This window comes from Cumulibacter soli (genome assembly GCF_004382795.1).
In the GTDB taxonomy this organism is placed as follows: Bacteria; Actinomycetota; Actinomycetes; order Mycobacteriales; family Antricoccaceae; genus Cumulibacter; species Cumulibacter soli.
This window is the reverse complement of record NZ_SMSG01000006.1, coordinates 245,585-272,073: the sequence shown is the minus strand read 5'-3', so window position 1 is coordinate 272,073 and position 26,489 is coordinate 245,585. Positions and strand designations below refer to the sequence as shown.

The following is a 26,489-nucleotide window of genomic DNA, read 5'->3' as shown; positions in this document are numbered from 1 at the left end:
GAGAGCGTTGGTCGGGGCCATAGAATGGGCGCATGACATCTGCTTCTTCCGCGCTGCCCGAAAAGCCCACCCTCGACGGCGTCGAGGCCAAGTTGGCAGCCCGGTGGGAGGCCGAGCAGACCTACGCCTTCGACCGCACCCAGCCGCGCGAGAACGTGTTCGCGATCGATACGCCGCCACCTACCGCCTCTGGCTCGCTGCACATCGGGCACGTCTTCTCCTACACGCACACCGACACCGTCGCCCGCTTCTGGCGGATGCGCGGCAAGTCCGTGTTTTACCCGATCGGGTGGGACGACAACGGCCTGCCCTCCGAGAAGCGAGTGCAGAATTTCTACGGCGTCCGCGGCGATACCTCCGTGGCGTACGACGCCGACTTCCAGCCTCCGGCCAAACCCGGTAAGCAGGAGATCCCGATTTCCCGACGCAACTTCCTCGAGTTGTGCGAGATCCTCACCGTCGAGGACGAGAAAGCGTTCGAGGAAGTCTTCCGAACCCTTGGCTCGTCGTTCGATTGGAACCTGCAATACCGCACCATCGACGACGATTCGCAGGCCACCAGCCAACGGGCATTCTTAGCGAACTACGCCCGCGGTGAGGCGTACAACCAGGAAGCGCCGACGCTGTGGGACATCACGTTCCGCACAGCGGTCGCGCAGGCGGAACTGGAGGATCGCGAGCGCCAGGGCAACTACTACCGCGTCGGGTTCGTCAAGGCCGACGGCGAACCCGTATTCATCGAGACCACCCGCCCCGAATTGCTCCCGGCCTGCGTTGCGTTGGTCGCGCACCCGAGCGACGAGCGTTACGCCGACCTGTTCGGCACGTCGGTGACCACGCCGGTCTTCGGGGTCGACGTTCCTGTCGTCGCGCACGAACTTGCCGACCCCGAAAAGGGCTCGGGTATCGCGATGATCTGTACCTGGGGTGACTCCACCGACATCATCTGGTGGCGCGAACTGCAGTTGCCGGCTCGCGCGGTGATCGGTCGGGACGGCCGCATGCTCGCGGACGCTCCTGACGCGATCACCTCCGAGACCGGGCGCGCGAAGTACGCCGAGCTCGCGGGGAAGACCCCGCACGCGGCCAAGCAGGCCGTCGTCGAGATGCTCACTCAGGCCGGTGCCATCGAGGGCGATCCGAAGCCGACCAACCAGCAGGTGAAGTTCTATGAGCGCGGCGATCGCCCGCTGGAAATCGTCTCCACCCGGCAGTGGTACATCCGCAACGGTGGCCGCGAGGCCGACGTACGTGAGCGAATGATCAACCGCGGTCGTGACCTGCGCTGGGTTCCCGAGCACATGCGGCATCGCTATGAGAACTGGGTCGAGGGCCTCGCCGGAGACTGGCTCATCTCGCGCCAACGCTTCTTCGGTATTCCGATTCCGCTGTGGTACCGACTCGATGATCAGGGCCAGCCGGACTACGACAACCCCATCGTGCCGGACGACGCCAGTCTGCCGATTGATCCGTCTAGTGATCTGCCGGCCGGTTTCGCCGCCGAGCAACGCAACCAGCCGGGCGGATTCATGGGTGAACCGGACGTCATGGATACCTGGGCGACGTCCTCGCTGACCCCGCAGATCGCCGGTCGATGGGGTCGCGATAACGATCTGTTCGAGCGAGTGTTCCCGATGGACATTCGTCCGCAGGGACACGACATCATTCGCACCTGGCTCTTTTCGACCGTCGTACGCTCTGAGCTCGAATTCGGCAAGACGCCGTGGAAGACCGCGGCGCTCTCGGGCTGGATTCTGGATCCAGACCGCAAGAAGATGTCCAAGTCCAAAGGCAACGTCGTGACCCCACTGGGGTTGTTGCAGCAGTACGGCTCGGACGCCGTCCGCTACTGGGCCGCCTCCGGCCGCCCGGGCACCGACACGGCATTCGACGAGTCACAGATGAAGGTCGGACGGCGCCTGGCGACCAAGATTCTGAACGCCTCGAAGTTCGCGCTCGGCACCGGCGCCACGGCCGAAGACGCTACCAAGCCGGTCACTGAACCGCTGGACCTGGCGATGCTCGCAGCCCTCGCCGACGTCGTCAACGCCGCCACCAAGGCGTTCGAGGATTACAACTACGCCATCGCGTTGGAGCGCACCGAGTCGTTCTTCTGGTCGTTCTGCGACAATTACGTCGAACTGGTCAAGGCTCGTGCGTACGGGGAGGGGCCAGGCGCGGATTCGGCCCGGAGCGCACTTGCCCAAGCACTGTCGGTGCTGCTGCGGCTGTTCGCGCCAATCCTGCCGTTCGTCACCGAAGAGGTCTGGTCGTGGTGGCAGACCGGTTCGATTCATCTGCAGTCGTGGCCGACGCCCGATGGGCTGCGCGGCGCGGCGGTTGATGCCGACGTACTGGACGCCGCGTTCACCGCAATCTCCGGGATCCGTAAGGCGAAGTCTGAGGCCGGTATCAAAGGCTTTGCGGAGGTTGCCGCGGTGCGGCTCACGGCACCCAATGTCGCCGTCCTCGAAGCTGTCGCGAGTGATCTGCAAGGCGCCGCCCGCGCCACGAAGATCACCGTTGTCGAAGGCACCGCGTTGACCTATGAGATCGTGCCCGCGTGAGTAGCGACCTGAGTGCCGATGCCGTCGAAGCGTTGCTGCAGCGGCGGTGGCCGGAGACCCGCATTGAGCCGAGCCTGGCTCGTATGCGCGCGCTCATGGATCTCATGGACCAGCCGCAAACGCGGTACCCCGTCGTGCACATCACCGGCAGCAATGGGAAATCCTCGACCGCGCGGATGGTGGACGAGCTGTTCCGCGCGCTCGGTCTGCGTACTGGCCGCTTCACCAGCCCGCATCTGGAATCGTCGCGCGAGCGGATCTGCCTGAACGGCGAGCCGATCAGCGAGGAGCGGTACGTCGCGGCATACACCGAACTCGAGCCGTACCTGCAATTGGTCGACGCAGGGCACGGCATTGACCAGGACTCCACGCAGGTCCCGGTTTCGTACTTCGAGGCGATGACTGCAATGGCGTACGCGACGTTCGCCGATGCGCCGGTGGATGTGGCAATCGTCGAAGTAGGCATGGGTGGTTCGTGGGATGCGACGAACGTCGCCGACGGCCGGATCGCCATTGTCACGCCGATCGCTTTGGAGCACACGAACTACCTCGGTGACAACGTCGAGCAGATCGCTACCGAGAAGTCGGGGATCATTAAGGACAGTGCGACCGCGATCCTGGCCGCGCAGACGCAAGAGGTCGCGGAGATTTTGCTGCGACGCTGCGCCGACGTCGGTGCGGTGGCGGCGCGCGAGGGAGTCGAGTTCGGCGTCCTCGATCGGCAGGTCGCGGTCGGTGGTCAGATGCTGTCGATCCAAGGGCTCGCCGCGCGATACGACAACCTGCTGTTGCACCTGTGGGGGACCCACCAGGCATCGAACGCGGCCTGCGCGCTCGCGGCGATCGAGGCGTTCTTCGGGCATGACTCACCGCAGACCATTGACGAGGAAGTGCTGCGTGAGGCGTTCTTTGAGATCACGTCGCCGGGACGGCTGGAGATTGTGCGGACCTCGCCGACCACTCTGGTGGATGCCAGCCACAATCCGGCGGGTATGAAGGCGACCGTTCAGACCCTGCAGGAGTCCTTCGACTTCTCCCGGCTGATCGGGGTGTTCGCGGCGTCGTCGGACAAGGACATCCCAGCGATGATTGAACTGCTGGAACCGGTGCTTGACGAAATCGTCATCACCACAAACAACTCAGCGCGCTCCCGTGACATCGATTCCACCGCCGCGATCGCTGTCGAGTACTTCGGGTCAGATCGCGTCGTTGTCGAACCCCGACTGCCCGAAGCGTTGGAGACGGCCGTGAGCCTCGCCGAGGACGGTGAGCACTTTGCCGGGGTCGGCGTCATCGTCACGGGGTCGGTCTACACCGCCGGCGACGCGCGGAAGCTGTTCAACCCGGATCGGAAGAAGCCATGGCAGAAGTGAACAAGCGCTTCGGTCTGACCGGCCCGTCAGGAGCGCCGACGCCTGAGCCGAGCGACGAGGAACGTCAAGGCCTGCCGCCGGTCGACAAGGTGAAACTTGAGCGGTCGATGCGCGGTATCTATTCCGCGCTGCTGATTTTCGAGGCGCTGATCGTGTTGATGGTGCCGGCGACGATCCGGCAGTTCGATGTCGGACTTACCGGCTTCCGGTTGACCACGATTCTGGTGATTGTTGCGGCGCTGATCGCGTTGTGCGCGTTCATTAAGAAGCCGTGGGCGAACGCCGCAGGTTGGGTGCTGCAAGTATGCGTGGTCGCGATGGGGTTCTGGGTCTGGGCCATGTGGGTGCTCGGTGGATTCTTCGTGGTGCTGTGGTGGTACGCCGGACACCTACACCGGCAGTTGCGAGCACGCCCGGACCTCGACCCCGACGCCTGACGTCGCGCAGCGTCTGTGCCCCTCAGGCGCGAGTGCTGGCGCCCACTGCCCGTAGGATGAGCCGGAATCCGAGAAGAACTCAGGGAGTTTTCCGCATGGTTATCGAGCGCACGCTCATTCTGGTCAAGCCTGACGGCGTGGCCAAGCAGGTTGTCGGCGAGGTCATCAGCCGTATCGAACGTAAGGGACTGACCCTTGTCGCGATGGAGCTGCGTACGCTGGACAAGCAGACGGCGGCCACGCACTACGCCGAGCATGAGGGAAAGCCGTTCTACCCGGACTTGATGCAGTTCATTACCTCCGGGCCGCTCGTTGCGATCGTCGCCGAGGGGGAGAACGCGGTCGCCGCGTTCCGTCAGCTGGCCGGTGCCACGGATCCGATCAAGGCCGAGACCGGAAGTATTCGCGGGGACTTCGCCACGCTGATGAACCGCAACATCGTGCACGGATCCGATTCGCCGGAGAACGGCGTACGCGAGGCGAAGATCTTCTTCCCGAACCTGTAGGGCAGCGTGCGTCGTACGGTCGCGGATCCGTGACCGTACCGCAAGCGCGCTGACTCGCCAAGTTCACGCGAACTAGATACGTTCACCAGGTGAGCACCGACACGCACCCGCCGTCCGACCCCGCCGCGCCGCATGCCCGAGCACTGGGCGCCCACCGCGGGACATCGAAGAAGAAGCTGATCTCCTGGGCGTTGTGGGATTGGGGCACGCAACCCTTCCACACGGTGATCACGACGTTCGTGTTCAGTGTCTACATCACCAGCGACAGCTTCGGCAGTGAGAATTCGACGTCGATTTCGCTCGCCGTCGCTACCGTCATCGCCGGTGTACTCATCGCGTTGATCGCCCCGGTGCTCGGGCAAAACGCAGACCGTAAGGGTCGGAACATATCGACCCTGCGCAACCTCACCTGGTTGCTGGTGATGCTGTCGGCCGCACTGTTCTTTGTTGCACCGGACCCGGCGTACCTGTGGCTGGGGCTCGGACTGCTCGCCATAGGGTCTGTCGTCGCATCTGTCGCCGAGGTCAATTACAACGCCGCGTTGGAAGACCTCGCGGACCAGAAAAACGTCGGTCGTATCAGCGGGTTCGGCTGGGGGTTGGGCTACCTCGGCGGCATCGTCGTCCTACTCCTGCTCTACTTCTTGCTCATCTCACCGGACGTCGGCTTGTTTGGCGTGACAGACGAGCACGGAATGGACATTCGCGTGTCCATGGTCATCTGCGGCGTCTGGACCCTGCTGTGGACGATCCCCACGTTCTTGAACCTGAAGGATCGCGGCACAGATCGGGTCACCGAACGCGTCGGCATTCTGCAGTCGTACCGTTTGCTCTTCGCCTCGATCGGGCGGATCTGGCACGGCAGTCGGCACACCGCCTATTTCTTGCTGGCCTCGGCATTGTTCCGCGACGGGCTCGCCGGGGTGTTTACCTTCGGCGCGGTGATTGCCGCGCGAACCTACGGCTTCAGCGATGGTGACGTGATCATCTTCGGCGCCGTTGCCAACGTCGTGGCCGGAATCGCCACGATCGCATTCGGTGTTCTCGACGACAAGATCGGCCCGAAACGGGTCATCTTGATCTCGCTGGGGAGCCTCGTCGTACTCGGCACGCTCATCTTCACGCTGCACGACGCCGGACAGATGGCGTTCTGGGTGTGCGGACTGCTGATGACCATTTTTGTCGGACCCGCGCAGTCGGCGTCCCGCACGTTCTTGGCGCGAGCCATCCCGGCCGGTAAATCGGGGGAGATCTTCGGGCTGTACCAGACCACGGGCCGTGCCGTGTCTTTCTTGTCGCCGGCGATGTTCGCGCTGTTCGTGTTGCTCGGCTCGGCGATCACCGACGAAACGAACACGCAGTACTGGGGGATCATGGGAATCGTGCTCGTGCTCCTAGCCGGATTCCTGGTGATGCTGCCGGTGCGCGAGCCTCGAGATCATCCGCAGCAAGTTCGCTAGCTTCTCAGGTGCTGCGCCACGCCCAGCACGCCCTCGAGCGCTAGCACTCACACTTCTCAGCGCGCCTCGGACCCTACTTCGTAGTGCAAACGAGTGCGTGATCTACTCATGGGCGGAATTTCACCAACGAACTTTTGGAGCAGGACTATGGCTCATGACTTCAGCGGAAAGGTAGCGTTCGTCACCGGCGCGGCCCAGGGCATCGGCAAGGAGATCGCTGTCACTCTGGCCAAGGGTGGCGCGTCCGTCGCTGCTGTCGACCTGAAGGAAGAATCGCTCGCGGGCACCGTCGAGGCGATCAACCTCGCCGGCGGGAAGGCGATCGCTATCGGCGCAGACGTCTCGAAGATGGATCAGGTCGAGGCCGGCGTCAAGCGCACCGTCGACGAACTCGGTGGCCTGCACATCCTGGTCAACAACGCTGGGATCATTCGCGACAACCTCCTCTTCAAGATGACCGAAGAGGACTGGGACATGGTCATGGCCGTACACCTGCGCGGCGCGTTCAACACCACCAAGCAGGCCAGCAAGGTCATGACCGAGCAGAAGTACGGCAAGATCGTGAACCTGTCCAGCCGTTCCGCGCTCGGCAACCGTGGCCAGGCCAACTACTCGGCCGCCAAGGCCGGCATCATCGGCCTTACCGCGACGCTCGCCCTGGAACTGGGCAAGTTCAACATCAACGTGAACGCTGTCGCTCCCGGCTTCATCGAGACCCCGATGACCGATTCGACCGCCGCTCGCGTTGGCGTCGCCAAGGAAGACTTCCAGAAGGGCGCGGCGGCGGCCACCCCGCTGGGGCGTATCGGCCAGCCGATCGACATCGCTAATGTCGTGGCGTTCTTCGCCTCGGACGAGTCGAGCTTTGTCACGGGCCAGACCCTGCACGTGAACGGTGGTCGCTAACTAGCGGATGCTGCATGAATAGCGGCACAGCACCGGCAATCGCCACCACGTCGCGGGCACACGCTCGGAACGTGGTGGCGATTGCGTCGCTGTGCATGTTTGTCGGTGGGCTCAACATGTCCATCGTCAACATCGCGCTCTCGACGATCTCGCATGAGATCGATGCGAGCGCCGCGCAGTCAAGTTGGATTCTGCTGGCCAACATGCTGGCCAGCAACGCGCTGATGGTGTCTTTCGGACGCCTTGGAGATTTGGCCTCACGGCGCAATCTGTTTACCGCCGGCGTCGTCGTGTTCGGGCTCGGGTCAGTGCTGAGCGCGATCGCGACCAACGGTGGCGTGCTGATCGCTGGGCGCGCGGTCAGCGGTGTTGGTTCGGCAATGATGTTCTCGACCACTAGCGCGATCATCGCTCGGGCCGTGCCGCGTGCTCGAATCGGCCAGGCAATGGGCATCTACTACGCCTGCAACTCGGCCGCGCAACTGCTCGGCCCGGTCATCGGCGGCGTCATGGTCGACACCATCGGCTGGCCGTGGATGTTCTGGATCAACATCCCGTTCTGCGTATTGATGCTCGTGGGCGCGCTGCGTTTCTTACCGCGCGATGCCGCCGGGCACGGCAAAGACTTCGACATGCTCGGCTCGACGCTGGTCATCGCGATCGCCACCACCTTCGTGGCGATGCTGACCCAAATAGCCTCCCGCGGGTTGGACCTTACTTACATCGCGGTGTCGTGCGCGTGCCTCGCGGTACTCGTGCCGCTGTTCATTTGGCGCGAGGCCAGGGCGAGTTTGCCGCTGATCGACATGAGCCTGTTTCGCGACCGACTTTTCCTCGGCACCAGTTTCACCACCATGCTCACTCACCTGGTCCGGTTCGCCATCCTGATCCTGGTCGCGCTGATCTACCAGTCCGCCTACGGCATGAGCGCGACCATGGCGGGATTCTTGGTGCTGCCGATCGCCGTCGGAACGCTCATCGCCTCGCCGCTGGCGGGGACGATCGAAATGCGGAAGGGCAGTGCCTGGGTCAGTACGGCTGGGGCAGCGATAGGTGTCGTCGCCGTCCTGTTCTGCGCCTCGATGATCTGGTGGCACGAGGCGTGGGTACTCGTCGCGATCGGTGGCGCGCTCGCCGGCGCAGCGGGCGGCATGGTGCAAACCGCTAACGCGTCGGCGATCACCAAGGCGACCCCACCTGAACGCCTCGGCGTCGTCGGATCCTTACGCGTGATGATTCAAGGCACCGGCATCGTGGCCGGTACGGCGGTCGCATTAGCCAGCGTCACCATATTGCTGCCGCAGGAAGGTAAGAGCGCGGTGTATGCCATCGCCGACGCGATGATTCCCGAAGAGTTCCGGGAGGGCCTGCTCAACGGCGTCCCCATCGCGTTCGGCGTCCTGCTGATCGCCTCGCTCGGCGCCGTCTGGCTCTCGCGGGCGTCGTACCGCGGGTACTCCGAGGACTGAGTCGCCAGGCCGTGCGTGGTCACATCGCGGCGGCGTCTAGGCTCAGGGCGTGTCCAAAGTATTAACGAGTATTCCTGTTGGTGAGCGCGTCGGGATCGCCTTTTCCGGTGGCCTCGATACCTCGGTAGCCGTCGCCTGGATGCGCGAGAAGGGTGCCGTACCGTGCACCTACACCGCGAACCTGGGCCAGTACGACGAACCCGAGATCGATGAGGTCCCGGGCCGCGCCACGCAGTATGGCGCCGAGTTGTCCCGGCTGGTCGACTGCCGTGAGCAACTCGTGGAAGAAGGGCTCGTCGCTATCACCTGCGGTGCGTTCCATATCCGATCCGGTGGGCGCACATACTTCAACACCACTCCGCTCGGCCGCGCCGTCACCGGCACCCTGCTGGTGCGCGCGATGCACGCGGACGACGTGAATATCTGGGGCGACGGCTCGACGTTCAAGGGCAACGACATCGAACGCTTCTATCGCTACGGTTTGCTGGCAAACCCGCAGTTGCGGATCTACAAGCCATGGCTGGATGCCGACTTCGTGCGCGAACTCGGCGGCCGCACCGAAATGTCGCAGTGGCTGACTGAACGCGACCTGCCGTACCGCGACTCGGTAGAGAAGGCCTACTCGACCGACGCGAATATCTGGGGCGCGACGCACGAAGCGAAGAGCCTGGAGCATCTCGATCAGTCCGTGGAGATCGTCAGCCCGATCATGGGTGTCGCGCACTGGGACCCGGCCGTCGACATCGCCACCGAAGACGTGACTGTTTCCTTCGACGAGGGGCGTCCGGTCGCCATCAACGGCCGGGAGTTTGAGTCCGCCGTCGATCTGGTGCTGGAGGCGAACGCGATCGGCGGACGCCATGGACTCGGGATGAGCGATCAGATCGAGAACCGGATCATCGAGGCGAAGAGCCGCGGAATCTACGAGGCCCCGGGGATGGCGTTGCTGTTCACCGCGTATGAGCGGCTGCTGAACGCGATCCATAACGAGGACACGATCGCGCAGTACCACAACGAGGGTCGTCGCCTCGGCCGGCTGCTGTACGAAGGTCGTTGGCTGGACCCGCAGTCGTTGATGCTGCGCGAAGGACTGCAGCGCTGGGTCGGTTCCGCGGTCACCGGCAGTGTCACGCTTCGGCTGCGCCGCGGCGAGGACTACGCGATCCTCGATACCCAGGGTGAGCATTTCAGCTACCACCCGGACAAGTTGTCGATGGAACGGGTCGAGAACGCCGCGTTCGGTCCGACCGACCGGATCGGGCAGCTGACGATGCGCAATCTGGACATCGCAGACTCGCGCTCCAAGTTGGAGTTCTACGCCTCCCGCGGACAGCTTGGTGCCGAGGGCGATCTCGTCGGCGAGTTGGAGCACGGCGGATCTGAGTCGATCCGCGCGCTCGACGGTACGAGTGCAGATGATGAGGCGCTCGACCGTGCCGCCCTGGAAGCCGGCACCGACTAACGAGTCTTCCCAACAGCATGAAGAAGGCCACCGTCAGCACGCTGACGGTGGCCTTCTTCATGGCGGGGTGACTAGCTGGTCTGTGCCCGTCCGCGCGCCTGGATCGCAGCGCGACGTTCGGCGACCTTCTCCGGGGAGAACTGCTCGCGCTTCCAGTCCGCTCCGGCCGTGGCTTCATTCTGCCACTGCTCGAGTTCGGCGTTGTTCTCCGCGTAGGTCTTCAGTACGCGACGTACGCCGAGTTGATCGTTATCGATGATCGACGCAGCCAACTCGTACGTCGTCGGCAGCAGATCCTCGTGGGCGACGACGCGGTTGACCAATCCCCAGTCGTAGGCAGTCTGCGCGTCCAGGAATCGGCCGCTCATGCTCAACTCGCGGGCGCGGCGTACGCCGATCGCCTGCGGCAGTAGCACGGTCAGGCCCCAGCCCGGCTGAACCCCGACGCGTGCGTGGGTGTCGGCGAAGTAGGCCTTCTCCGATGCGATCAGCAGGTCGCAATTCAGCGCGAGCTCGAATCCACCCGTGACCGCGACCCCGTTGACGGCGCCAATCAGCGGCTTGGTGAGGTCGGGCCAAGGCTTCTTGACCTGCCCCGCCGTGAACGAATCGATGATCTGGCCTTCGCCGACCTGCTTGAGATCCAAGCCTGCGGTGAACGCCGGATCGGTGCCGGTCATGACCAGGACATCGACCTCGGGATCGTTGTCGGCGGCCTGCAACACCTGCGGCAGCAGTTCGAGTAGTTCGCGGCTGAGCGCATTGCGCACCTCAGGCCGGTTGAGAGTGATCGTGGCGATCCGGTTCTGGACCTCGATCAGGACGGGCGATTCTGACATGTGCGGCTCCTGAAGCGTCGGGGACGGATTGTCGTAGTTCGCCTGACAATAACCACATCCACCCCGGCGGGTCAGAACCGGTGCGCTCAGACGGCGGCCGAGGGCTGCCAAGGCGTGACGAACTCGTTCGCGGCTCGGCCCTCGACGGCGGCGTTCAACGCCGCGGCTGTCGCGCCGTCGATCTGCTCGCGAATGATGTCTGCGTGACCGGCGTGTCGAGCGAACTCCTCGACGTGGTGGACGACGAGGTAGCGCAGCGCGACGTCATTGCCGCCGGGCAGCCCGTACCACGGCGCAGGCGGTGCGACGATCACGGCATCGAGGTCGGTGTTTTCGACCATCACCAGGTACTTGGCCTTCAAGTCTTCGTAGGTCGCGCGCAGCGAGTCGCCGGACTCGCCCTCGCCCATTGTGAACGCGCCGAAGTAGTCGGCGAGATCGAGGGGTGAGTCATCGAGTTGGCCGGACGCGTTGAGCGCGCCCGCCATACACCAGGCGACGTGCTTGATGATGCCGGCGACCGAGAGGGAGGAACGCAGGGGCGTGTCGCGAAGTTGTTCGTCGTTCAGGCCGTAGCCGGCGTCACGGACGGCGTCCAACTGCATCTCCAGGTAGTTACGAAGGGTGGTGCGCTCATCGTCAACGGCGGGCAGGTACATGATCGGCTCCTCAGGTCGATGTCTCTTTGACATCCTCGAGAATGCCGCTTAAATAGGACAGATCCCGTCCGCAGAGGTGCGTGGCTTGTTGGGCGCGGTGCGCCGCAGTCTGCGCTACCGAAGACCGATGGGAGCGCGGCGGGCGTGATCACTCGTTGGTGCGAGGCTTGATCGGCGACAGGCGGTTACCCTTGAGGGGCTATGACCTCACACTCTGTCTTCTCCGACCTGGAGCCGCTGCTCACTCAGGTCCAAAAGCCGATTCAGTACGTCGGCGGCGAACTCAACTCCACGGTGAAGGAGTGGGAGTCCGCCGATGTCCGATGGGCGCTGATGTATCCCGACGCGTACGAGGTCGGGTTGCCCAATCAGGGCCTGATGATTCTGTACGAAGTGCTGAACGAGCGCACTGACACGCTCGCCGAGCGCACCTATGCCGTGTGGCCGGACCTCGCCGAATTAATGCGCAAAGAACAGGTGCCACAGTTCACCGTCGACGGTCATCGCCCGGTGAAAGACTTCGACGTCCTTGGGGTCTCGTTCGCTACCGAACTGGGCTACACCAACCTGCTCGAAGCCCTGGACCTCGCGCAGATTCCGATCGATGCCGCCGAGCGCACCTCCGAGCACCCGATCGTGCTAGCCGGTGGACATGCCGCGTTCAACCCCGAGCCGATCGCCAACTTCATCGACGCGGCCGCCCTCGGCGACGGTGAACAGGTCGTCGGCGACGTCACGGACGTCGTCAAGGCCTGGAAGGCGGCCGGCGGCAGCGATCGCGGCGCACTGCTACGGCGCCTCGCGCAGATCCCTGGCGTGTATGTGCCGAGCTTGTACGACGTCGAATACGGTCCCGACGGAGCGATCGCGTCCGTGACGCCTCGGCACAGCGACGTTCCCGACCGCGTGCCCAAGCGCACCACGATGAACCTCGATGACTGGCCGTACCCGAAGCAACCGCTGGTGCCGCTGGCCGAGTCGGTGCACGAGCGAATGTCAGTCGAAATCTTCCGCGGCTGCACTCGCGGGTGCCGTTTCTGCCAGGCCGGCATGATCACCAGGCCGGTCCGCGAACGCTCCATCACCGGTATCGGCGAAATGGTTGAGCGCGGGCTGAACGCGACCGGCTTTGAGGAAGTCGGGCTGCTGAGCCTGTCCAGTGCCGATCACTCCGAGATCGCCGATATCACCAAGGGTCTCGCTGATCGATACGAGGATTCGAAGACCTCGTTGTCGTTGCCGTCAACCCGGGTGGACGCGTTCAACATCGACCTCGCGAACGAACTGTCGCGCAATGGGCGGCGCTCCGGCCTGACATTCGCGCCCGAGGGTGGCAGTGAGCGGATCCGCAAAGTCATCAACAAGATGGTCAGCAAGGAAGATCTGATCCGCACCGTCACCACGGCGTACGCCAACGGTTGGCGTCAGGTCAAGCTCTACTTCATGTGTGGGCTGCCGACCGAGACCGATGAGGACGTCCTGGAGATCGCCGAGATGGCGAAAGAGGTCATCACCGCCGGTCGAGCGGCCTCGGGACGCAACGACATCCGTTGCACCGTGTCCATCGGCGGCTTCGTTCCGAAGGCCCACACGCCGTTCCAGTGGGCCTCGCAGGCCAGCGCGCAGACCATCGATGAACGACTGGCGAAGTTGAAGGCAGCGATCACCAGCGATCGCAACCTGGGGCGCTCCATCGGCTTTCGGTACCACGACGGCAAACCGTCCGAGGTCGAGGGATTGCTCTCTCGCGGCGACCGGCGCGTCGGCGCGGTGATCCGTGCAGTGTGGGAGGCCGGTGGCAAGTTCGACGGCTGGAGCGAACACTTCTCGCACGAGCGCTGGGTGGACGCGGCCGCGAGCGCTCTGGCGCCGTACGGCGTTGACCTGGCTTGGTACACCACCCGGGAGCGTGGCGAGGACGAGATCTTGCCGTGGGACCACCTCGACTCGGGTTTGGACAAGCAGTGGCTGTGGGACGACTGGCTCGACGCGATCGATGAGACCGAGGTTGACGACTGCCGGTGGATTCCGTGTTACGACTGCGGCGTGTGTCCGGGGATGGGTACTGACATCCAGATCGGCCCGACAGGTAAGACGCTGCTGCCGTTGACCGTGGTCAACAACGGCGGGGACCAGGCATGAGCGGTAAGCCGCGCAAACGTAAACAGCGGACGCCGGACGGCCCGCCACCACCGCCGGTCGTGCAGCGGCTGTGGATCAGATACACGAAGGTCGGCCGCCTGCGATTCATGTCGCACCGCGACTACACCCGGGTGTTCGAGCGCGCGGTGCGCCGCGCACGCCTGCCGGTGGCGTTCTCGGCCGGTTTTACCCCGCACCCGAAGATCTCGTGGGTCGGCGCCGCACCTACCGGTGTGGCCAGTGAGGCCGAGTACCTGGAGATCGGTCTGTCTGCCGTTATCGAACCCGATGAGGTACGTCGCCGTCTGGATGAGGCGCTGCCGGCCGATCTCGATATTCTCGAGGTCGCCGAAGCCCGTGCGAAATCGCTGGCCGACCGGGTAGATGCATCACAGTGGCAGTTCACCTTTGGCGGGCTGGCTGCCGACCAGGTGCGGCCCGCGGTCGCCGCGTTGCTGGCGACCGGGACGTTTACCGTCGAGCGAATCACGCAGTCAGGCCGTAAGCAGGTTGACGTGGGTGCCGCGCTCGCGAGCGCCGACGTGGTCGACGGTCCGGCGTCATGTGCCATAATGACCGCGATCGTGCGACAGTCCATTCCTGTCGTACGACCAGATGACGTGTACGCCGCTCTGCGGGACGTCGCAGGACTTGTACCGCCGCAGTTGCCCGTTGCGCTGCGGCTGGCTCAAGGATCCCTCGACGACAGCGGACGGCTGCTGGACCCGATCGCGGTCGACAGCACCGTCATCACACCGTCGCCGGCGAGTTAGCGACCGTCGTCCCACAGGACGATGCGAGGCGCTCCGTGGCGACGACCGACCAGACTTTTCGGTCTGACCTGGACGGCCAGAGGTCACGACCGCATGACATGGCCCGCGCGCGCTTGCCTCCGGCATAGCCGGAGTGCTCGCTGCTGCACGGGCCGATAAGGAGTTTCGCAGCGAATGCGTGAACGTGAAGACGAGCCCGATTCGACCGCACCCGATCAGAGCGCGGATCTGCCGGACGCTACCGACGCAGCGCAGGCGGACGCCGAAACGGCAGCCGACCTTACCGACGATCCGCAGCAGTCGAACGACGGGGGACCGGAGCAGGTTGCGCCCCCCGAGTCGGAGGAGTCGGAGGAGTCAACCTCGTCCGGCAACGCGACCGGTGACGGCGCGAGCGCGAATCAAGAACTCGCGCAACAGTCGGCTACGGACGTGGAGATCGTGCCAGTCGAGGAAGAATTCCCGATTCTGGCTCCGAGCGTCGAGACCGACGTCCAGCCGTTTGTGACCTCGCTCGCCCCTCAGCTGTCGCACGTGGACACCGGGTCGTCCGACGTCGAGGTGACACCGCGGGCTTCGTTCAACCCCTTCGCCCTGTTCCAGGCTCCTGAGGAAGTCGTGCGCCCACCCCGGGCGGAACCGTCCGCCGACGAGGAGGACGACGAGGACGACGGTGAAGCGTCAGGCGACGACGGCACCTCCGATACTGATGACGACTCGTCGTCGCGCCGCCGTCGCCGTGGGCGTCGTGGACGCGGGCGACGCAAGGAGGATGGCGACGAGGGCACCAACGACACCGACGACGCCTCGTCCGCACCCGAGAAAGATGAAGCGGCCGGCAGCGGGAAGTCCAACGGTAAGGGCTCGGCCGATGCGGACGATGCCAAGAACGCCGGTAAAGACGCGGAGAAGTCCGCTAAGGACGTCGAAAAGTCCGGGAAGGACACCGACAAGGGCGGTAAGGACGAGGCTGACAGCGACGACTCCGCCGACGAGAACGAGTCGGGCTCGCGACGCCGACGCCGGCGCCGGCGCCGCGGTTCGGACAGCGATGGAAGCTCAGGTAGCACCTCCAGCGACAGTTCAGCCGACAAGGTGCAGGGCGTCAGCGGCTCGGTTCGGTTGGAGGCTAAGCGTCAGCGTCGTAAGGAAGGACGCGATCACGGTCGGCGCCGCGCGCCGATCCTGACCGAAGCCGAATTCCTGGCGCGCCGTGAGTCGGTGACCCGCGAGATGGTGGTGCGACAGCAAGGCGAGCGCACCCAGATCGCCGTCCTCGAGGATGACGTGCTCGTGGAGCACTACGTGACGCTCGCGAGTGAGCAGTCCTTTGCCGGCGGGGTCTACCTCGGGCGCGTGCAGAACGTGCTGCCCAGTATGGAGGCGGCATTCATCGATATCGGTAAACGCCGTAATGCGGTGCTCTATGCCGGCGAGGTCAACTGGGACAAGGCCGGGCTCGAAGGAAAACAGCGCAACATCGAACAGGCGCTGAAATCCGGCGACAAGGTTCTCGTGCAAGTCACCAAGGACCCGATCGGACACAAGGGCGCGCGACTCACCAGCCAGATCTCGTTGCCGGGCCGCTACCTGGTCTACGTGCCTGGCGGCTCGATGACCGGAATCAGCCGCAAACTTCCCGAACAGGAACGCGCGCGACTGAAGGAAATCCTGCGTCGCATCGTGCCCGAGGACGCGGGCGTAATCATCCGCACCGCCGCCGAAGGCGCCAGCGAAGAAGAGCTCAATCGTGATGTGCAGCGGCTGAAGGCGCAATGGGAAGTCATCGAGCAGAAAGCTGCCGAGGATAAGACCAAGGCCCCATCGATGCTCTACGAAGAGCCCGACCTGGCTATTCGTGTCGTCCGAGACCTGTTCAACGAGGACTTCGCGAAAATGGTGGTCTCCGGTGCTCAGGCGTGGGACACGATCTCGAGCTACATTCAGCACGTTGCCCCGGACCTGGTCGATCGTATTTCGCAGAGCGAGTCACAGCAGGATGTCTTCAAGGAGCACCGAATCGACGAACAGTTGGCGAAGGCCCTCGACCGCAAGGTGTGGCTGCCCAGCGGAGGTTCGCTGGTGATCGATCGCACCGAGGCAATGACGGTCATCGATGTGAACACCGGCAAGTTCACTGGCAGCGGTGGCAACTTGGAACAGACCGTCACCAAGAACAACTTGGAGGCCGCGGAAGAGATCGTCCGCCAACTGCGCCTGCGCGACGTCGGCGGCATCGTAGTCATCGACTTCATCGACATGCTGCTGGAGAGCAACCGCGAGTTGGTACTACGTCGGCTCACCGAGTGCCTGGGCCGCGACCGCACCAAACATCAGGTCGCCGAAGTGACCTCTCTCGGTCTGGTGCAGATGACCCGCAAGCGGGTGGGCCAGGGCCTCATAGATGCGTTCAGCGAACCATGCCCGCATTGTGACGGACGCGGGATCATCGTGCACGAGGAACCGATCGAGAAGAAAACGGCCTCGACCGGCTCCGAGCCGACGTCGCGCCGTGGCAGCCGCTCACGCCGGGGTGGACGCGACACGCAAATCGCCACTGCGCCGAAGGAGGAACCACGCCGCGATTCGACCCCGCAGTTAAGCGCCATCGCCGCCGCGAGCCAGAAGGACGAGACCCCTGCTGCGCCGGAGGCTGACGCCGACTCCGTGTTCGAGACGTTCAGCGTTCCTGACGAACCAGCGACCACCGTGAGCCTCGCGCCGTCGGCGCCAGTCTCAGAGGCGGGCGCGTCGGACACCGTGGGGGAGCAGCGGAAGCCAACTGAGACCGCGGCAGACCGGCTGAAGACCGACGCGCCGGTGGCGGCCGAACAGTCCGAGGTGGCTCCGAAGACCAACGACGAGCCGATCGCGCGGCCGGTGCGGACGCGTCGTCGCGCGGCCCGCCGTCCGGCCGGCCCGCCGACGTCCTCGGCGTGAGCTTAAAATGTGAGGCAGGTCCGATCGGGACTCATTGACCCCAACCGGGGGAGATGCGATATATTTGTTCGTCGCGCCTGGTAACGATCTGAGGCGCGAAAGACTTTGCATAATGCGTCGGTGGCGATTGCTGCCTGCGCCCGAGTAGATACGTAACCAGGGAGTTGCCGTGTACGCCGTAGTCAAGACTGGCGGCAAGCAGTACCGCGTCGCCGAGGGTGACCAGTTCGAGGTCGAGAAGCTCGAGGGCGAGCCGGGTGCTGCGGTGTCGCTGCCGGTCGTGCTGGTGGTCGACGGTGCGGACGTCACCTCGGACGCGGGCGCGCTCGCCAAGATCACTGTCGATGCCGAGATCGTCGACCAGGTCAAGGGTCCGAAGATCAACATCCTCAAGTACAAGAACAAGACCGGCTACAAGAAGCGCCAGGGTCACCGTCAGCCGCTGACGCTGGTCAAGGTCACCGGAATCAACAGCGGGAAGTAGGCGTTTTTAGATATGTCAAGCAAAAAGGGCGCATCCTCAACCCGTAACGGCCGCGACTCCAACGCCCAGCGCCTCGGCGTGAAGCGTTTCGGTGGCCAGGTCGTCAAGCCGGGCGAGATCATCGTTCGCCAGCGCGGCACCCACTTCCACCCCGGTGAGAACGTCGGCCGTGGCGGCGATGACACCCTCTTCGCCCTGGCGAGCGGGGCGGTCGAGTTCGGTACGCGACGTGGCAAGAAGCAGGTTAGCGTCGTCGAACTCGAGACGGCAGCGGGCTAAGGCTCGCACCTGAGCACACTTTCGTCGAGGGGCTAGGGGACCGGACGGGTCTCCTAGCCCCTCGACTCATTTCATCTGAGTCAAAGGGACCTGATCCGCATGGCTGATTTCATCGACCGCACCGTTCTGCACGTCTCCGGCGGTAACGGTGGACACGGCTGTGTGTCGGTCCATCGCGAAAAGTTCAAGCCGCTGGGTGGTCCCGACGGCGGCAACGGCGGTAACGGCGGCGACGTACGCCTCCTCGCCGACGCGAACGTCCATACGTTGCTGGATTTCCATTACCGCCCGCATCAGCGCGCCGGTAACGGCAAGCCGGGTATGGGTAAACATCGCGCCGGCGCCAACGGCGAGCACCTGACGCTACGGGTACCGCCTGGCACGGTCGTCACCACCAAGGACGGCGAGGTGCTCGCCGACCTGGCCGTCGCCGGCAGCGAGTACGTCGTTTCCCCCGGGGGACGAGGCGGGCTCGGTAACGCCGCGTTGGCAACATCCCGGCGCAAGGCGCCCGGCTTCGCGCTGCTGGGCGAGCCGGGCGAGGAAACGAACGTCGTACTCGAACTGAAGTCGGTTGCCGATGTCGGACTCGTCGGGTTTCCGTCGGCGGGTAAGTCCTCGCTGATCTCGGTCATCTCGGCGGCACGCCCCAAGATCGCCGATTATCCGTTCACCACCCTCGTGCCTAACCTCGGCGTCGTTCAAGCTGGCGGAAGCACCTACACGGTTGCCGACGTGCCCGGGCTGATCCCCGGCGCGGCGCAGGGCCGTGGGCTCGGTCTGGACTTTCTGCGGCACGTGGAGCGCACGTCCGTATTGGTGCACGTGGTGGACTGCGCGACGTTGGAGCCGGGGCGTGACCCGGTCTCAGACATCGACGCGTTGGTGCGTGAACTCGACGAGTACGGCGAACTCGCGCAACGCGCGACGATCGTCGCGCTGACCAAGATCGACGTCCCGGATGCTCGCGAACTCGCTGAATTCGTCACCGCCGAGTTGCGTGAGCGCGGATTCCAGGTATTTCCGATCTCTGCGGTGACTCATGAGGGGCTGGATGCGTTGAAGTTCGCCCTCGGTGCTGCGGTGGAGCAACACCGCCTGCAGCACGAGGTGCACGAGGCGCCACGGGTCATCATCCGGCCCAAGACGATCGGCGGCCAGGAGTTCACCGTCATACCGGACCCCGATAGTGACGGCGGATTCATCGTCGAGGGCACCAAGCCGGTGCGTTGGATCCGACAGACCGACTTCACCAATGATGAAGCTGTCGGCTTCCTCGCCGACCGGTTGGCGAAACTCGGCGTGGAGGCTGCGCTATCGCGGAATGGCGCACTGCCGGGCTGTGACGTCACCATCGGCGGAGTCACCTTCGCGTGGGAACCGACGGCCGAATCGGTCGCCGGTGAAACAGGTGTCGTCGCATTCGGGCATCGTGGCACCGACCCGAGGCTGGAAGCCGCCGAGACCGCGGACCGGCCTTCGGCGGATGAGCGTCGCGCGGCCAAGCGTCAGCGCCGCATGCCGTATGAGATCCAGGAGTCAGACGGGTACGTGATCGGAGAGGACGATGACAACTGAGCATGACGGCGCAGAGCATGCCGCGCTCGGCGCGGCCAAGCGCATCGTCGTCAAGGTCGGCTCGAGTTCGCTGACAAAGCCCGGAAGCCACGGGGCGACCGGCCTGGACGTCGAACGGATCGCCTTCTTGGCCGACGTGGTGGCCGAAACGGTCGCCGGCGGACGGGAGGTCGTGCTGGTGTCCTCCGGTGCGATCGCGGCCGGACTCGAACCGCTTGCGCTGCGTCGCCGCCCGCGGGATCTGGCCACGCAGCAAGCTGCCGCGAGCGTGGGGCAACTGCTGCTAGCCGAGGCATACGCTTCGGCCTTCGCTCGTCATGGGCTGCGGGTCGGGCAGGTGCTGCTGACCGCGGACGACCTACAGCGGCGTACCCACCACCGCAATGCGCAACGCAACCTCGACCGCCTGCTGGGGCTCGGCGTCATACCGATCGTCAACGAGAACGACGCCGTGGCGACCGATGAGATCAGATTCGGCGATAACGACCGGCTCGCCGCGCTGACCGCTCACCTGGTCAGTGCGCAGGGTCTGGTGCTGCTCTCGGACGTTGACGGCGTGTACGACGCCAACCCCGCGAAGGGCCCCGCGAATCTGATCCCCGTCATCCGCGATGTACGTGACCTTTCCCAAATCGACACGTCCGGCGCCGCGAGCGCGGGCGTGGGCACCGGCGGGATGGCCACCAAACTCAACAGCGCCCGTATCGCCTCGGGTGCGGGTACGTCGGTCATCATCACCTCGACCGCATTGGCGCGGCAGGCCATCGCCGGTCACCGGGTCGGCACGTTCGTGCCGGCCATGGGCAAGCGGCCGCCGCTGAAATTGTTCTGGTTGCGCTGGGCGAGTGAACCGCGTGGGCAGATCATGCTGGACGCCGGCGCCGTACGTGCCGTAGCAGTACGGCGCAGCTCGCTGCTGCCGGCCGGAATCATCGACGTTCGCGGTAACTTTGATGCTGGGGACGCGGTTGAACTCATCGCCGCCGACGGCGCGCCGATCGCCCGCGGACTCGTGCAATACCCGTCTCGCGCTGTGGGCGCGATGATGGGGAAGCAGACGCAGGAACTGGACGTCGACAACCGTCGCGAGGTCATGCATCGCGACGACATCGCCGTCCTCTGAGGAGAACACATGTCAGATGCCACCGCGATCATCCATGAACTCGGGAAGCGAGCCCGCGTCGCAGCAGGGGACTTGTCCGTGCTGCCGCGTGGCGTAAAGGACGCGGTACTCAACGCCATGGCCGACGCGCTGGTGAAGCACACCGAGACCGTGCTGGATGCCAATGCGCGCGATATCGAACGCGCGCGAGCCGACGGGATCAGCGAAGCGATGATCGACCGTCTCGCGCTAAGCGTCGAGCGAATCGCGGCTATCGCCGAACAGTTGCGGATGGTCGCATCGCTGCCGGATCCGGTCGGCGAGGTGATTCGCGGCTACACGCTGCCGAACGGTGTGCGGGTGCAGCAATTGCGGGTGCCGATGGGCGTCGTCGGGATGATCTACGAAGGGCGTCCGAACGTCACCGTCGACGCGGCAGGACTATGCCTGAAGTCCGGTAACGCCGTGTTGCTACGCGGTTCGTCCTCGGCGCGCGAGTCGAATGAGGCACTGGTACAGGTGCTACGCGACGCGTGCGCCGCGAGCGGCGTACCAGCCGACGCGATTCAGGGAGTTCCGGCGACCGATCGCTCGACAGTGGCTGCGTTACTACACGCGCGCGGGCTTGTGGACGTCGTGATTCCGCGTGGCGGCGCCGGGCTGATCCAGCGGGTGGTCACCGATTCCACGGTGCCCGTGATCGAGACCGGGATCGGCATCGTGCACGTCTATGTCGACGCCAGCGCCAACCTGCAGATGGCGGAAGAGATCATCGTGAACTCCAAGGCACGCCGCCCGAGCGTGTGCAACGCCGCCGAGACACTGCTGGTGCACGCGGACATCGCCGAGCAGTTCCTACCGCGCGCGGCTAAAGCGCTCGGCGACGTGTCGGTGACGCTGCACGGTGACGAGCGCACGCAGCAGTTGCTTGGCGCATTGGTGGTTCCGGCGACGGAGGCTGACTGGGACACCGAGTACCTGTCGCTCGACCTCAACGTCGGCGTCGTTGATTCGATCGACGACGCGATCGCGCACATCCGCACGCACTCCAGCGGGCACACCGAAGCAATCGTGACCTCGTCGCTGCAAGCATCACGCGAATTCACGATGCGCGTCGACGCTGCCGCAGTCATGGTGAACGCATCGACCGCGTTCACCGACGGCGGTGAGTTCGGGTTCGGCGCCGAGATCGGGATCTCGACACAGAAACTGCATGCGCGCGGCCCGATGGCGCTGCCAGAGTTGACGACCACCACGTATGTCGTGCAGGGCGAGGGCCAGACCAGACCCGCCAGTTGAGGCGTTATCACATGGAACCTGAGTTGTGACCCGGGGCACTGGATGTGCTCTGCGTGACAATCCGGCGTAACGTACCCGAACGAGATTCGGTAAAGTGATTCCAACGTCAAGTTCTATTGAGGTGGTCTGCGTTGAGCGTTGAACAGTCCGCGAGTGCCCCTATCGGTGCCCAGCACCGTCCCCAGTTCGGCGGCGTCGACGATGTCCTGATTCGTCTCGGCCAGGCCGGATACCTTGCCGACCGCGCCACCGCAACCACGGTGTTCCTGGCTGACCGTCTGGGCAAGCCGTTGCTGGTCGAGGGTCCGGCAGGTGTCGGGAAGACCGAGTTGGCGAAGGCGATCGCAGAAGCGACGCGATCGGACATCGTCCGTCTGCAGTGCTACGAGGGCCTGGACGAGGCCCGCGCGCTGTATGAATGGAACTACAAGAAGCAGCTGCTTCGGATCCAGCAGGGTAGTAATGCGGCCACGGCGTCCGGTGAGACGTGGGACGACGCAAGTGATGACATCTTCAGCGACGAGTTCTTGCTCGAACGTCCGCTGCTGACCGCGATTCGCCGCGAGGATCCCACCGTCCTGCTGATCGATGAGATCGACAAATCGGACGTCGAGGTCGAGGGCCTACTGCTGGAAATCCTCTCGGACTTCCAGGTCACCATCCCCGAGATGGGTACCGTGCACGCGAAGCGCCGTCCGTTCGTGCTGTTGACCTCGAACGCGACTCGCGAGTTGTCCGAGGCGCTCAAGCGTCGCGCGCTGTACCTGCACCTGGACTACCCGGGCCCGGAGCGCGAGCGCGACATCATCGTCTCGCGTGTCCCGGACATCGCCCCGGCGCTGGCCGATCAGATCGTGCGTACGGCACGCGCGTTGCGCGCGATGGAACTGAAGAAGTCGCCCTCGATCGCTGAAACGATCGACTGGGCGCAGACTCTGCTCGCCTTGGGGCTGAACACCCTGGACGAGGCGGCGGTCAAGGAAACGCTCGGCGTGGTTCTTAAGCACGCCAGCGATGCGGCTAAGGCCGCCGGCGAGTTGCGGCTGAACTGACATGAGCACCGCGACCGTCGAGACGAAGGGCCTGCTGGCGCACCTCACTGGGTTCGTCGCAGCGCTGCGCGGGGCCGGAATCCCCGTGGGTGTGGGTGAATGCGTGGACACGGCCTCGGTCTTCGCGGCGGTCGACGTCATTAACCGTGAGGATCTGCGTGAAGGTCTGGCGACCGTCTGTGTGAAGCGTCCGGCGTACCGCCTGGCGTTCGACACGATGTTCGATCTGTGGTGGCCACTGGCCACCGGCGATGGCGAGGCGCTCGGTGAGGCCGGCGGTGGCGATCCCGGCCAGGACGGCGAGGACGGCGACGGGGAGTTCGGCGACGGCGAACCCGATATCGACGCCTGGCGTAAGGCGCTGGCCGATGCGCTGATGGACGGTGACTCCGAAACGCTGAAGCGGCTCGCGCGTCGGGCCGTCTCCAAGTTGGGTAAGGGCGCGGCCGGCGGCGGACGTGAGTCGTATTACTCGTACCGGGTCATGCGTGCGCTCAATCCCGACACCCTGGTGGCGCAGTTGCTGGACGGACTGCTGAACAAGGCCGAGTCCGAGCGCGGCGGTATGCAGGAGCAGGTGGCTCGGCAGACCATCAAGGACCGCCTCGCGGAGTTCCGGCAGTACGTTGATGCCGAGGTACGGCGCCGAGTGGCCGAGGATCGCGGTAAGGAACAGGTCGCCAAGACCACGGTGCGGCCGATGGCTGACCAGGTCGACTTCCTGCGCGCACAGAGCGACGATCTCGCCGAGTTGCGGCGTACGGTGCACCCATTGGCTCGGCGGCTTGCCAGTCGTCTCGCCGCGCGGCGCCGCCTGGGCCGCAGCGGTCGACTGGACTTCCGGCGGACAGTGCGCGCGTCGTTGGCGACCGGCGGTATCCCGATCAACACCCATCACAAGCCGCGTAAACAGCACAAACCAGAGTTGGTCGTGTTGTGCGACGTGTCGGGTTCGGTTGCGGGCTTCTCGCACTTCACCCTGATGCTGACCGCGGCCTTGCGAGAGCAGTTCTCCAAGGTGCGCGCGTTCGCGTTCGTCGACACCACCGACGAGGTCACCTCGTTCTTCTCACCGGGCGAGGACCTGCCGCGCGCGGTACAGCGGATCGGTAACGAGGCGAACCTGGTGTGGTTCGACGGACACTCCGATTACGGGCACGCCTTCGAGATCTTTGAGGAAAAGTGGCCGGAGGCCATCGGGCCGAAGACCAGCCTGCTGATCCTCGGCGATGCGCGCAGTAACTATCGCGATCCGTCACTGCAGACCCTCAAGAAGATGGTCAGCCGTGCTCGACACGCCTACTGGCTGAACCCCGAGGCGCAGCGCATGTGGGGCAGCGGCGACTCGGTGGCCACGCGCTATGCGGATGTCATCGAAATGAAGGAATGCCGTACGGCACAGCAGCTTGCAGATTTCGTACACGACATGCTGCCGGGTGCTTAAGGCTCGTCGATGACGCGTCTGGGCATCATGGGCGGCACCTTCGACCCGGTGCACAACGGTCACTTGTCGGCCGCGTCCGAGGTGGCGTCGCTGTTCGGTCTGGACGAGGTGATCTTCGTGCCGACCGGGCAGCCGTGGCAGAAGGCGAACAGCGTCGTGTCGCCGGCCGAGGACCGCTATCTGATGACCGTGATTGCGACGGCGTCGAATCCGCGGTTCTCGGTTAGCCGAGTCGATATCGACCGTCCCGGCCCGACGTACACCATCGACACCCTGCACGATCTGCGCCGGCAGTACCCACATGCCGAGTTGTTCTTCATCACCGGTGCCGACGCGTTGCATCAGATCCTGGGATGGAAAGATCATCAGGACATGTTCGACCTCGCGCACTTCATTGCGGTCACGCGTCCGGGCTATCACCTCGACGACAGCGGGCTGCCCGACGGCACGGTTACCCTGGTTGAGGTGCCGGCATTGGCAATCTCGTCGACGGACTGTCGCGCGCGGCGCTCGCGAGGAATGCCAGTCTGGTATCTCGTGCCAGACGGGGTCGTGCAGTACATCGAGAAACGGCACCTGTACCGCGAGCAGTAGCCGCTAAGGAGCGCAACACCCCCATGACAGCCACCGAGCGGTCGATAGAGATCGCCACCATCGCCGCTACCGCAGCCGACAGCAAACTAGGCGAGGACATCGTGATCATCGATGTCAGCGACCAACTGGTGATTACCGACTGTTTCGTCGTCGTCACCGCGACCAATGAGCGGCAGGCCAGCGCGATCACCGACGCCGTCGAAGAAGCGCTGCTCGCCGAGCAACTCAAGCCGGTACGTCGTGAAGGGGCACGCGAGGGCCGCTGGGTACTGCTGGACTATGTCGACATCGTCGTACACGTGCAACACTCCGACGAACGAAACTTCTATGACCTGCCCCGCCTGTGGCGTGATTGTCCAACGATCCCGTTCGTCGGGGCCGGACCGACCACCGAGGGCGAGGCGTGAGCCTCGAACGCCTGTTGTTGTGGCGACACGGACGAACCACCTGGAATTCGCTCGGACGATTTCAGGGCCAGTTGGACACCGCGCTCGACGAGGTGGGGCTAGCGCAGGCGCGCGAGGCCGCACCGTACCTGGCCGCCGAAGAGCCCAGCGCGATCTATGCCAGCGACCTCAGCAGGGCCGCGACAACCGCCGGTACGCTCGCTGAACTCGCGGGTCTGCCCGTGCACACCGACCCGCGGCTGCGCGAGACCAGCCTCGGCGGTTGGGAAGGTCTGGACCGCGCAGGCGTCGCCGAACGATTCCCCGACGAATTTGCGGCGTGGACCAGCGGTGGTCGAAGCAATCCAGGTAACGGGGAGTCGGCGGCGCAGGTGGCGCAGCGTGGCCGTGAGTTGGTGGATGAACTCCTCGAACGCCACAGCGGGACCGTTGTGTTGACGGCCCATGGCGGCTCGCTGAAGGCGCTCGCCGCGACGTTGATCGGGATACCGGAATCGACCTGGTCGCTGCTGGCGCCGCTACGTAACTGTCACTGGAGCGAACTGCGTCGAACCGAAGCGGGGCAGTGGCGGTTACATGCGCACAATGTGTACCCGCTGCGCAGCCCAGAGGCGCTGGTGGGCGACGAACTGAACGTCGACTCTGATGCCGGTGACGATCGGATCAAACACCCGCACTGAGATTGATCTCGCTCGTGCCTTGCGCAGTCCGACGGAC

The 26,489-nt window shown here is 64.6% G+C and carries 23 protein-coding genes; 21 read left to right on the top strand and 2 right to left on the bottom strand.

What is annotated here, in order from left to right; translation table 11 throughout:
• Positions 1-32: 32 nt before the first annotated feature.
• The 8 genes from valS to argG all read left to right on the top strand — a co-directional run bounded on the left by valS (position 33) and on the right by argG (position 10,180).
• Positions 33-2,567, top strand: a complete 2,535-nt coding sequence (gene valS / locus E1H16_RS14565; RefSeq protein WP_134324639.1) for a valine--tRNA ligase — start codon at positions 33-35, stop codon at positions 2,565-2,567.
• Positions 2,564-3,940, top strand: coding sequence for a bifunctional folylpolyglutamate synthase/dihydrofolate synthase (locus E1H16_RS14560; RefSeq protein WP_134324638.1), 1,377 nt, complete (start codon positions 2,564-2,566; stop codon positions 3,938-3,940). The genes valS and E1H16_RS14560 overlap by 4 nt, the downstream gene beginning before the upstream one ends.
• A complete protein-coding gene (locus tag E1H16_RS14555) occupies positions 3,928-4,377 on the top strand; it encodes a DUF4233 domain-containing protein (protein ID WP_134324637.1) in 450 nt (149 codons plus the stop codon). Before E1H16_RS14560 ends, E1H16_RS14555 begins: the two co-directional genes overlap by 13 nt.
• A gap of 95 nt (positions 4,378-4,472) precedes the next feature.
• Positions 4,473-4,883 (top strand): nucleoside-diphosphate kinase, encoded by a 411-nt coding sequence (ndk, locus tag E1H16_RS14550; RefSeq protein WP_134324636.1) that lies wholly within the window; start codon positions 4,473-4,475, stop codon positions 4,881-4,883.
• Between the two features lie 89 nt (positions 4,884-4,972).
• Positions 4,973-6,343 (top strand): MFS transporter, encoded by a 1,371-nt coding sequence (locus E1H16_RS14545; protein WP_208379067.1) that lies wholly within the window; start codon positions 4,973-4,975, stop codon positions 6,341-6,343.
• Between the two features lie 147 nt (positions 6,344-6,490).
• Positions 6,491-7,249 (top strand): glucose 1-dehydrogenase, encoded by a 759-nt coding sequence (locus E1H16_RS14540; protein ID WP_134324635.1) that lies wholly within the window; start codon positions 6,491-6,493, stop codon positions 7,247-7,249.
• A gap of 14 nt (positions 7,250-7,263) precedes the next feature.
• A complete protein-coding gene (locus E1H16_RS14535; RefSeq protein ID WP_134324634.1) occupies positions 7,264-8,718 on the top strand; it encodes an MFS transporter in 1,455 nt (484 codons plus the stop codon).
• Between the two features lie 49 nt (positions 8,719-8,767).
• Positions 8,768-10,180, top strand: a complete 1,413-nt coding sequence (gene argG, locus E1H16_RS14530) for an argininosuccinate synthase (protein ID WP_134324633.1) — start codon at positions 8,768-8,770, stop codon at positions 10,178-10,180.
• Between the two features lie 71 nt (positions 10,181-10,251).
• Here argG and E1H16_RS14525 read toward each other — a convergent pair whose 3' ends face one another.
• Both E1H16_RS14525 and E1H16_RS14520 read right to left on the bottom strand, forming a co-directional pair.
• Entirely contained in the window at positions 10,252-11,019 is a 768-nt protein-coding gene (locus E1H16_RS14525; RefSeq protein WP_134324632.1) for an enoyl-CoA hydratase, read from the bottom strand.
• An 86-nt stretch (positions 11,020-11,105) separates the two neighbouring features.
• Positions 11,106-11,678, bottom strand: a complete 573-nt coding sequence (locus E1H16_RS14520) for a mycothiol transferase (RefSeq protein WP_134324631.1) — start codon at positions 11,676-11,678, stop codon at positions 11,106-11,108.
• A 201-nt stretch (positions 11,679-11,879) separates the two neighbouring features.
• On the opposite strand from E1H16_RS14520, the gene E1H16_RS14515 reads away from it, so the two are divergent.
• From E1H16_RS14515 to E1H16_RS14455, 13 genes are all read left to right on the top strand, one after another.
• Positions 11,880-13,820, top strand: coding sequence for a TIGR03960 family B12-binding radical SAM protein (locus E1H16_RS14515; RefSeq protein ID WP_134324630.1), 1,941 nt, complete (start codon positions 11,880-11,882; stop codon positions 13,818-13,820).
• A complete protein-coding gene (locus tag E1H16_RS14510; RefSeq protein ID WP_134324629.1) occupies positions 13,817-14,593 on the top strand; it encodes a TIGR03936 family radical SAM-associated protein in 777 nt (258 codons plus the stop codon). The genes E1H16_RS14515 and E1H16_RS14510 overlap by 4 nt, the downstream gene beginning before the upstream one ends.
• A 174-nt stretch (positions 14,594-14,767) precedes the next feature.
• A complete protein-coding gene (locus E1H16_RS14505; RefSeq protein ID WP_134324628.1) occupies positions 14,768-17,533 on the top strand; it encodes an Rne/Rng family ribonuclease in 2,766 nt (921 codons plus the stop codon).
• A 169-nt stretch (positions 17,534-17,702) separates the two neighbouring features.
• A complete protein-coding gene (gene rplU, locus E1H16_RS14500; RefSeq protein WP_134324627.1) occupies positions 17,703-18,017 on the top strand; it encodes a 50S ribosomal protein L21 in 315 nt (104 codons plus the stop codon).
• A gap of 12 nt (positions 18,018-18,029) precedes the next feature.
• On the top strand, positions 18,030-18,296 hold the full coding sequence (rpmA, locus tag E1H16_RS14495) for a 50S ribosomal protein L27 (RefSeq protein WP_134324626.1): 267 nt from the start codon (positions 18,030-18,032) through the stop codon (positions 18,294-18,296).
• A gap of 99 nt (positions 18,297-18,395) precedes the next feature.
• Entirely contained in the window at positions 18,396-19,874 is a 1,479-nt protein-coding gene (gene obgE, locus E1H16_RS14490) for a GTPase ObgE (protein ID WP_134324625.1), read from the top strand.
• Positions 19,864-20,997: a glutamate 5-kinase gene (gene proB / locus E1H16_RS14485; protein WP_134324624.1), complete on the top strand. Its 1,134-nt coding sequence runs from the start codon at positions 19,864-19,866 to the stop codon at positions 20,995-20,997. The genes obgE and proB overlap by 11 nt, the downstream gene beginning before the upstream one ends.
• 9 nt (positions 20,998-21,006) lie before the next feature.
• Entirely contained in the window at positions 21,007-22,275 is a 1,269-nt protein-coding gene (locus E1H16_RS14480; protein ID WP_134324623.1) for a glutamate-5-semialdehyde dehydrogenase, read from the top strand.
• Positions 22,276-22,406: 131 nt separating this feature from the next.
• Entirely contained in the window at positions 22,407-23,327 is a 921-nt protein-coding gene (locus tag E1H16_RS14475; protein WP_243837868.1) for an AAA family ATPase, read from the top strand.
• 1 nt (position 23,328) lies between these two features.
• Positions 23,329-24,771, top strand: a complete 1,443-nt coding sequence (locus tag E1H16_RS14470; RefSeq protein WP_134324622.1) for a vWA domain-containing protein — start codon at positions 23,329-23,331, stop codon at positions 24,769-24,771.
• 9 nt (positions 24,772-24,780) lie between these two features.
• Complete coding sequence (nadD, locus tag E1H16_RS14465) at positions 24,781-25,365, top strand: nicotinate-nucleotide adenylyltransferase (RefSeq protein ID WP_134324621.1); 585 nt, start codon at positions 24,781-24,783, stop codon at positions 25,363-25,365.
• Between the two features lie 23 nt (positions 25,366-25,388).
• Positions 25,389-25,772 carry a ribosome silencing factor gene (gene rsfS / locus E1H16_RS14460; protein WP_134324620.1) on the top strand — a complete coding sequence of 128 codons (384 nt, stop codon included), beginning with the start codon at positions 25,389-25,391 and terminating at the stop codon, positions 25,770-25,772.
• Positions 25,769-26,452, top strand: a complete 684-nt coding sequence (locus E1H16_RS14455; protein ID WP_134324619.1) for a histidine phosphatase family protein — start codon at positions 25,769-25,771, stop codon at positions 26,450-26,452. Before rsfS ends, E1H16_RS14455 begins: the two co-directional genes overlap by 4 nt.
• The last annotated feature ends 37 nt before the right edge of the window (positions 26,453-26,489 follow it).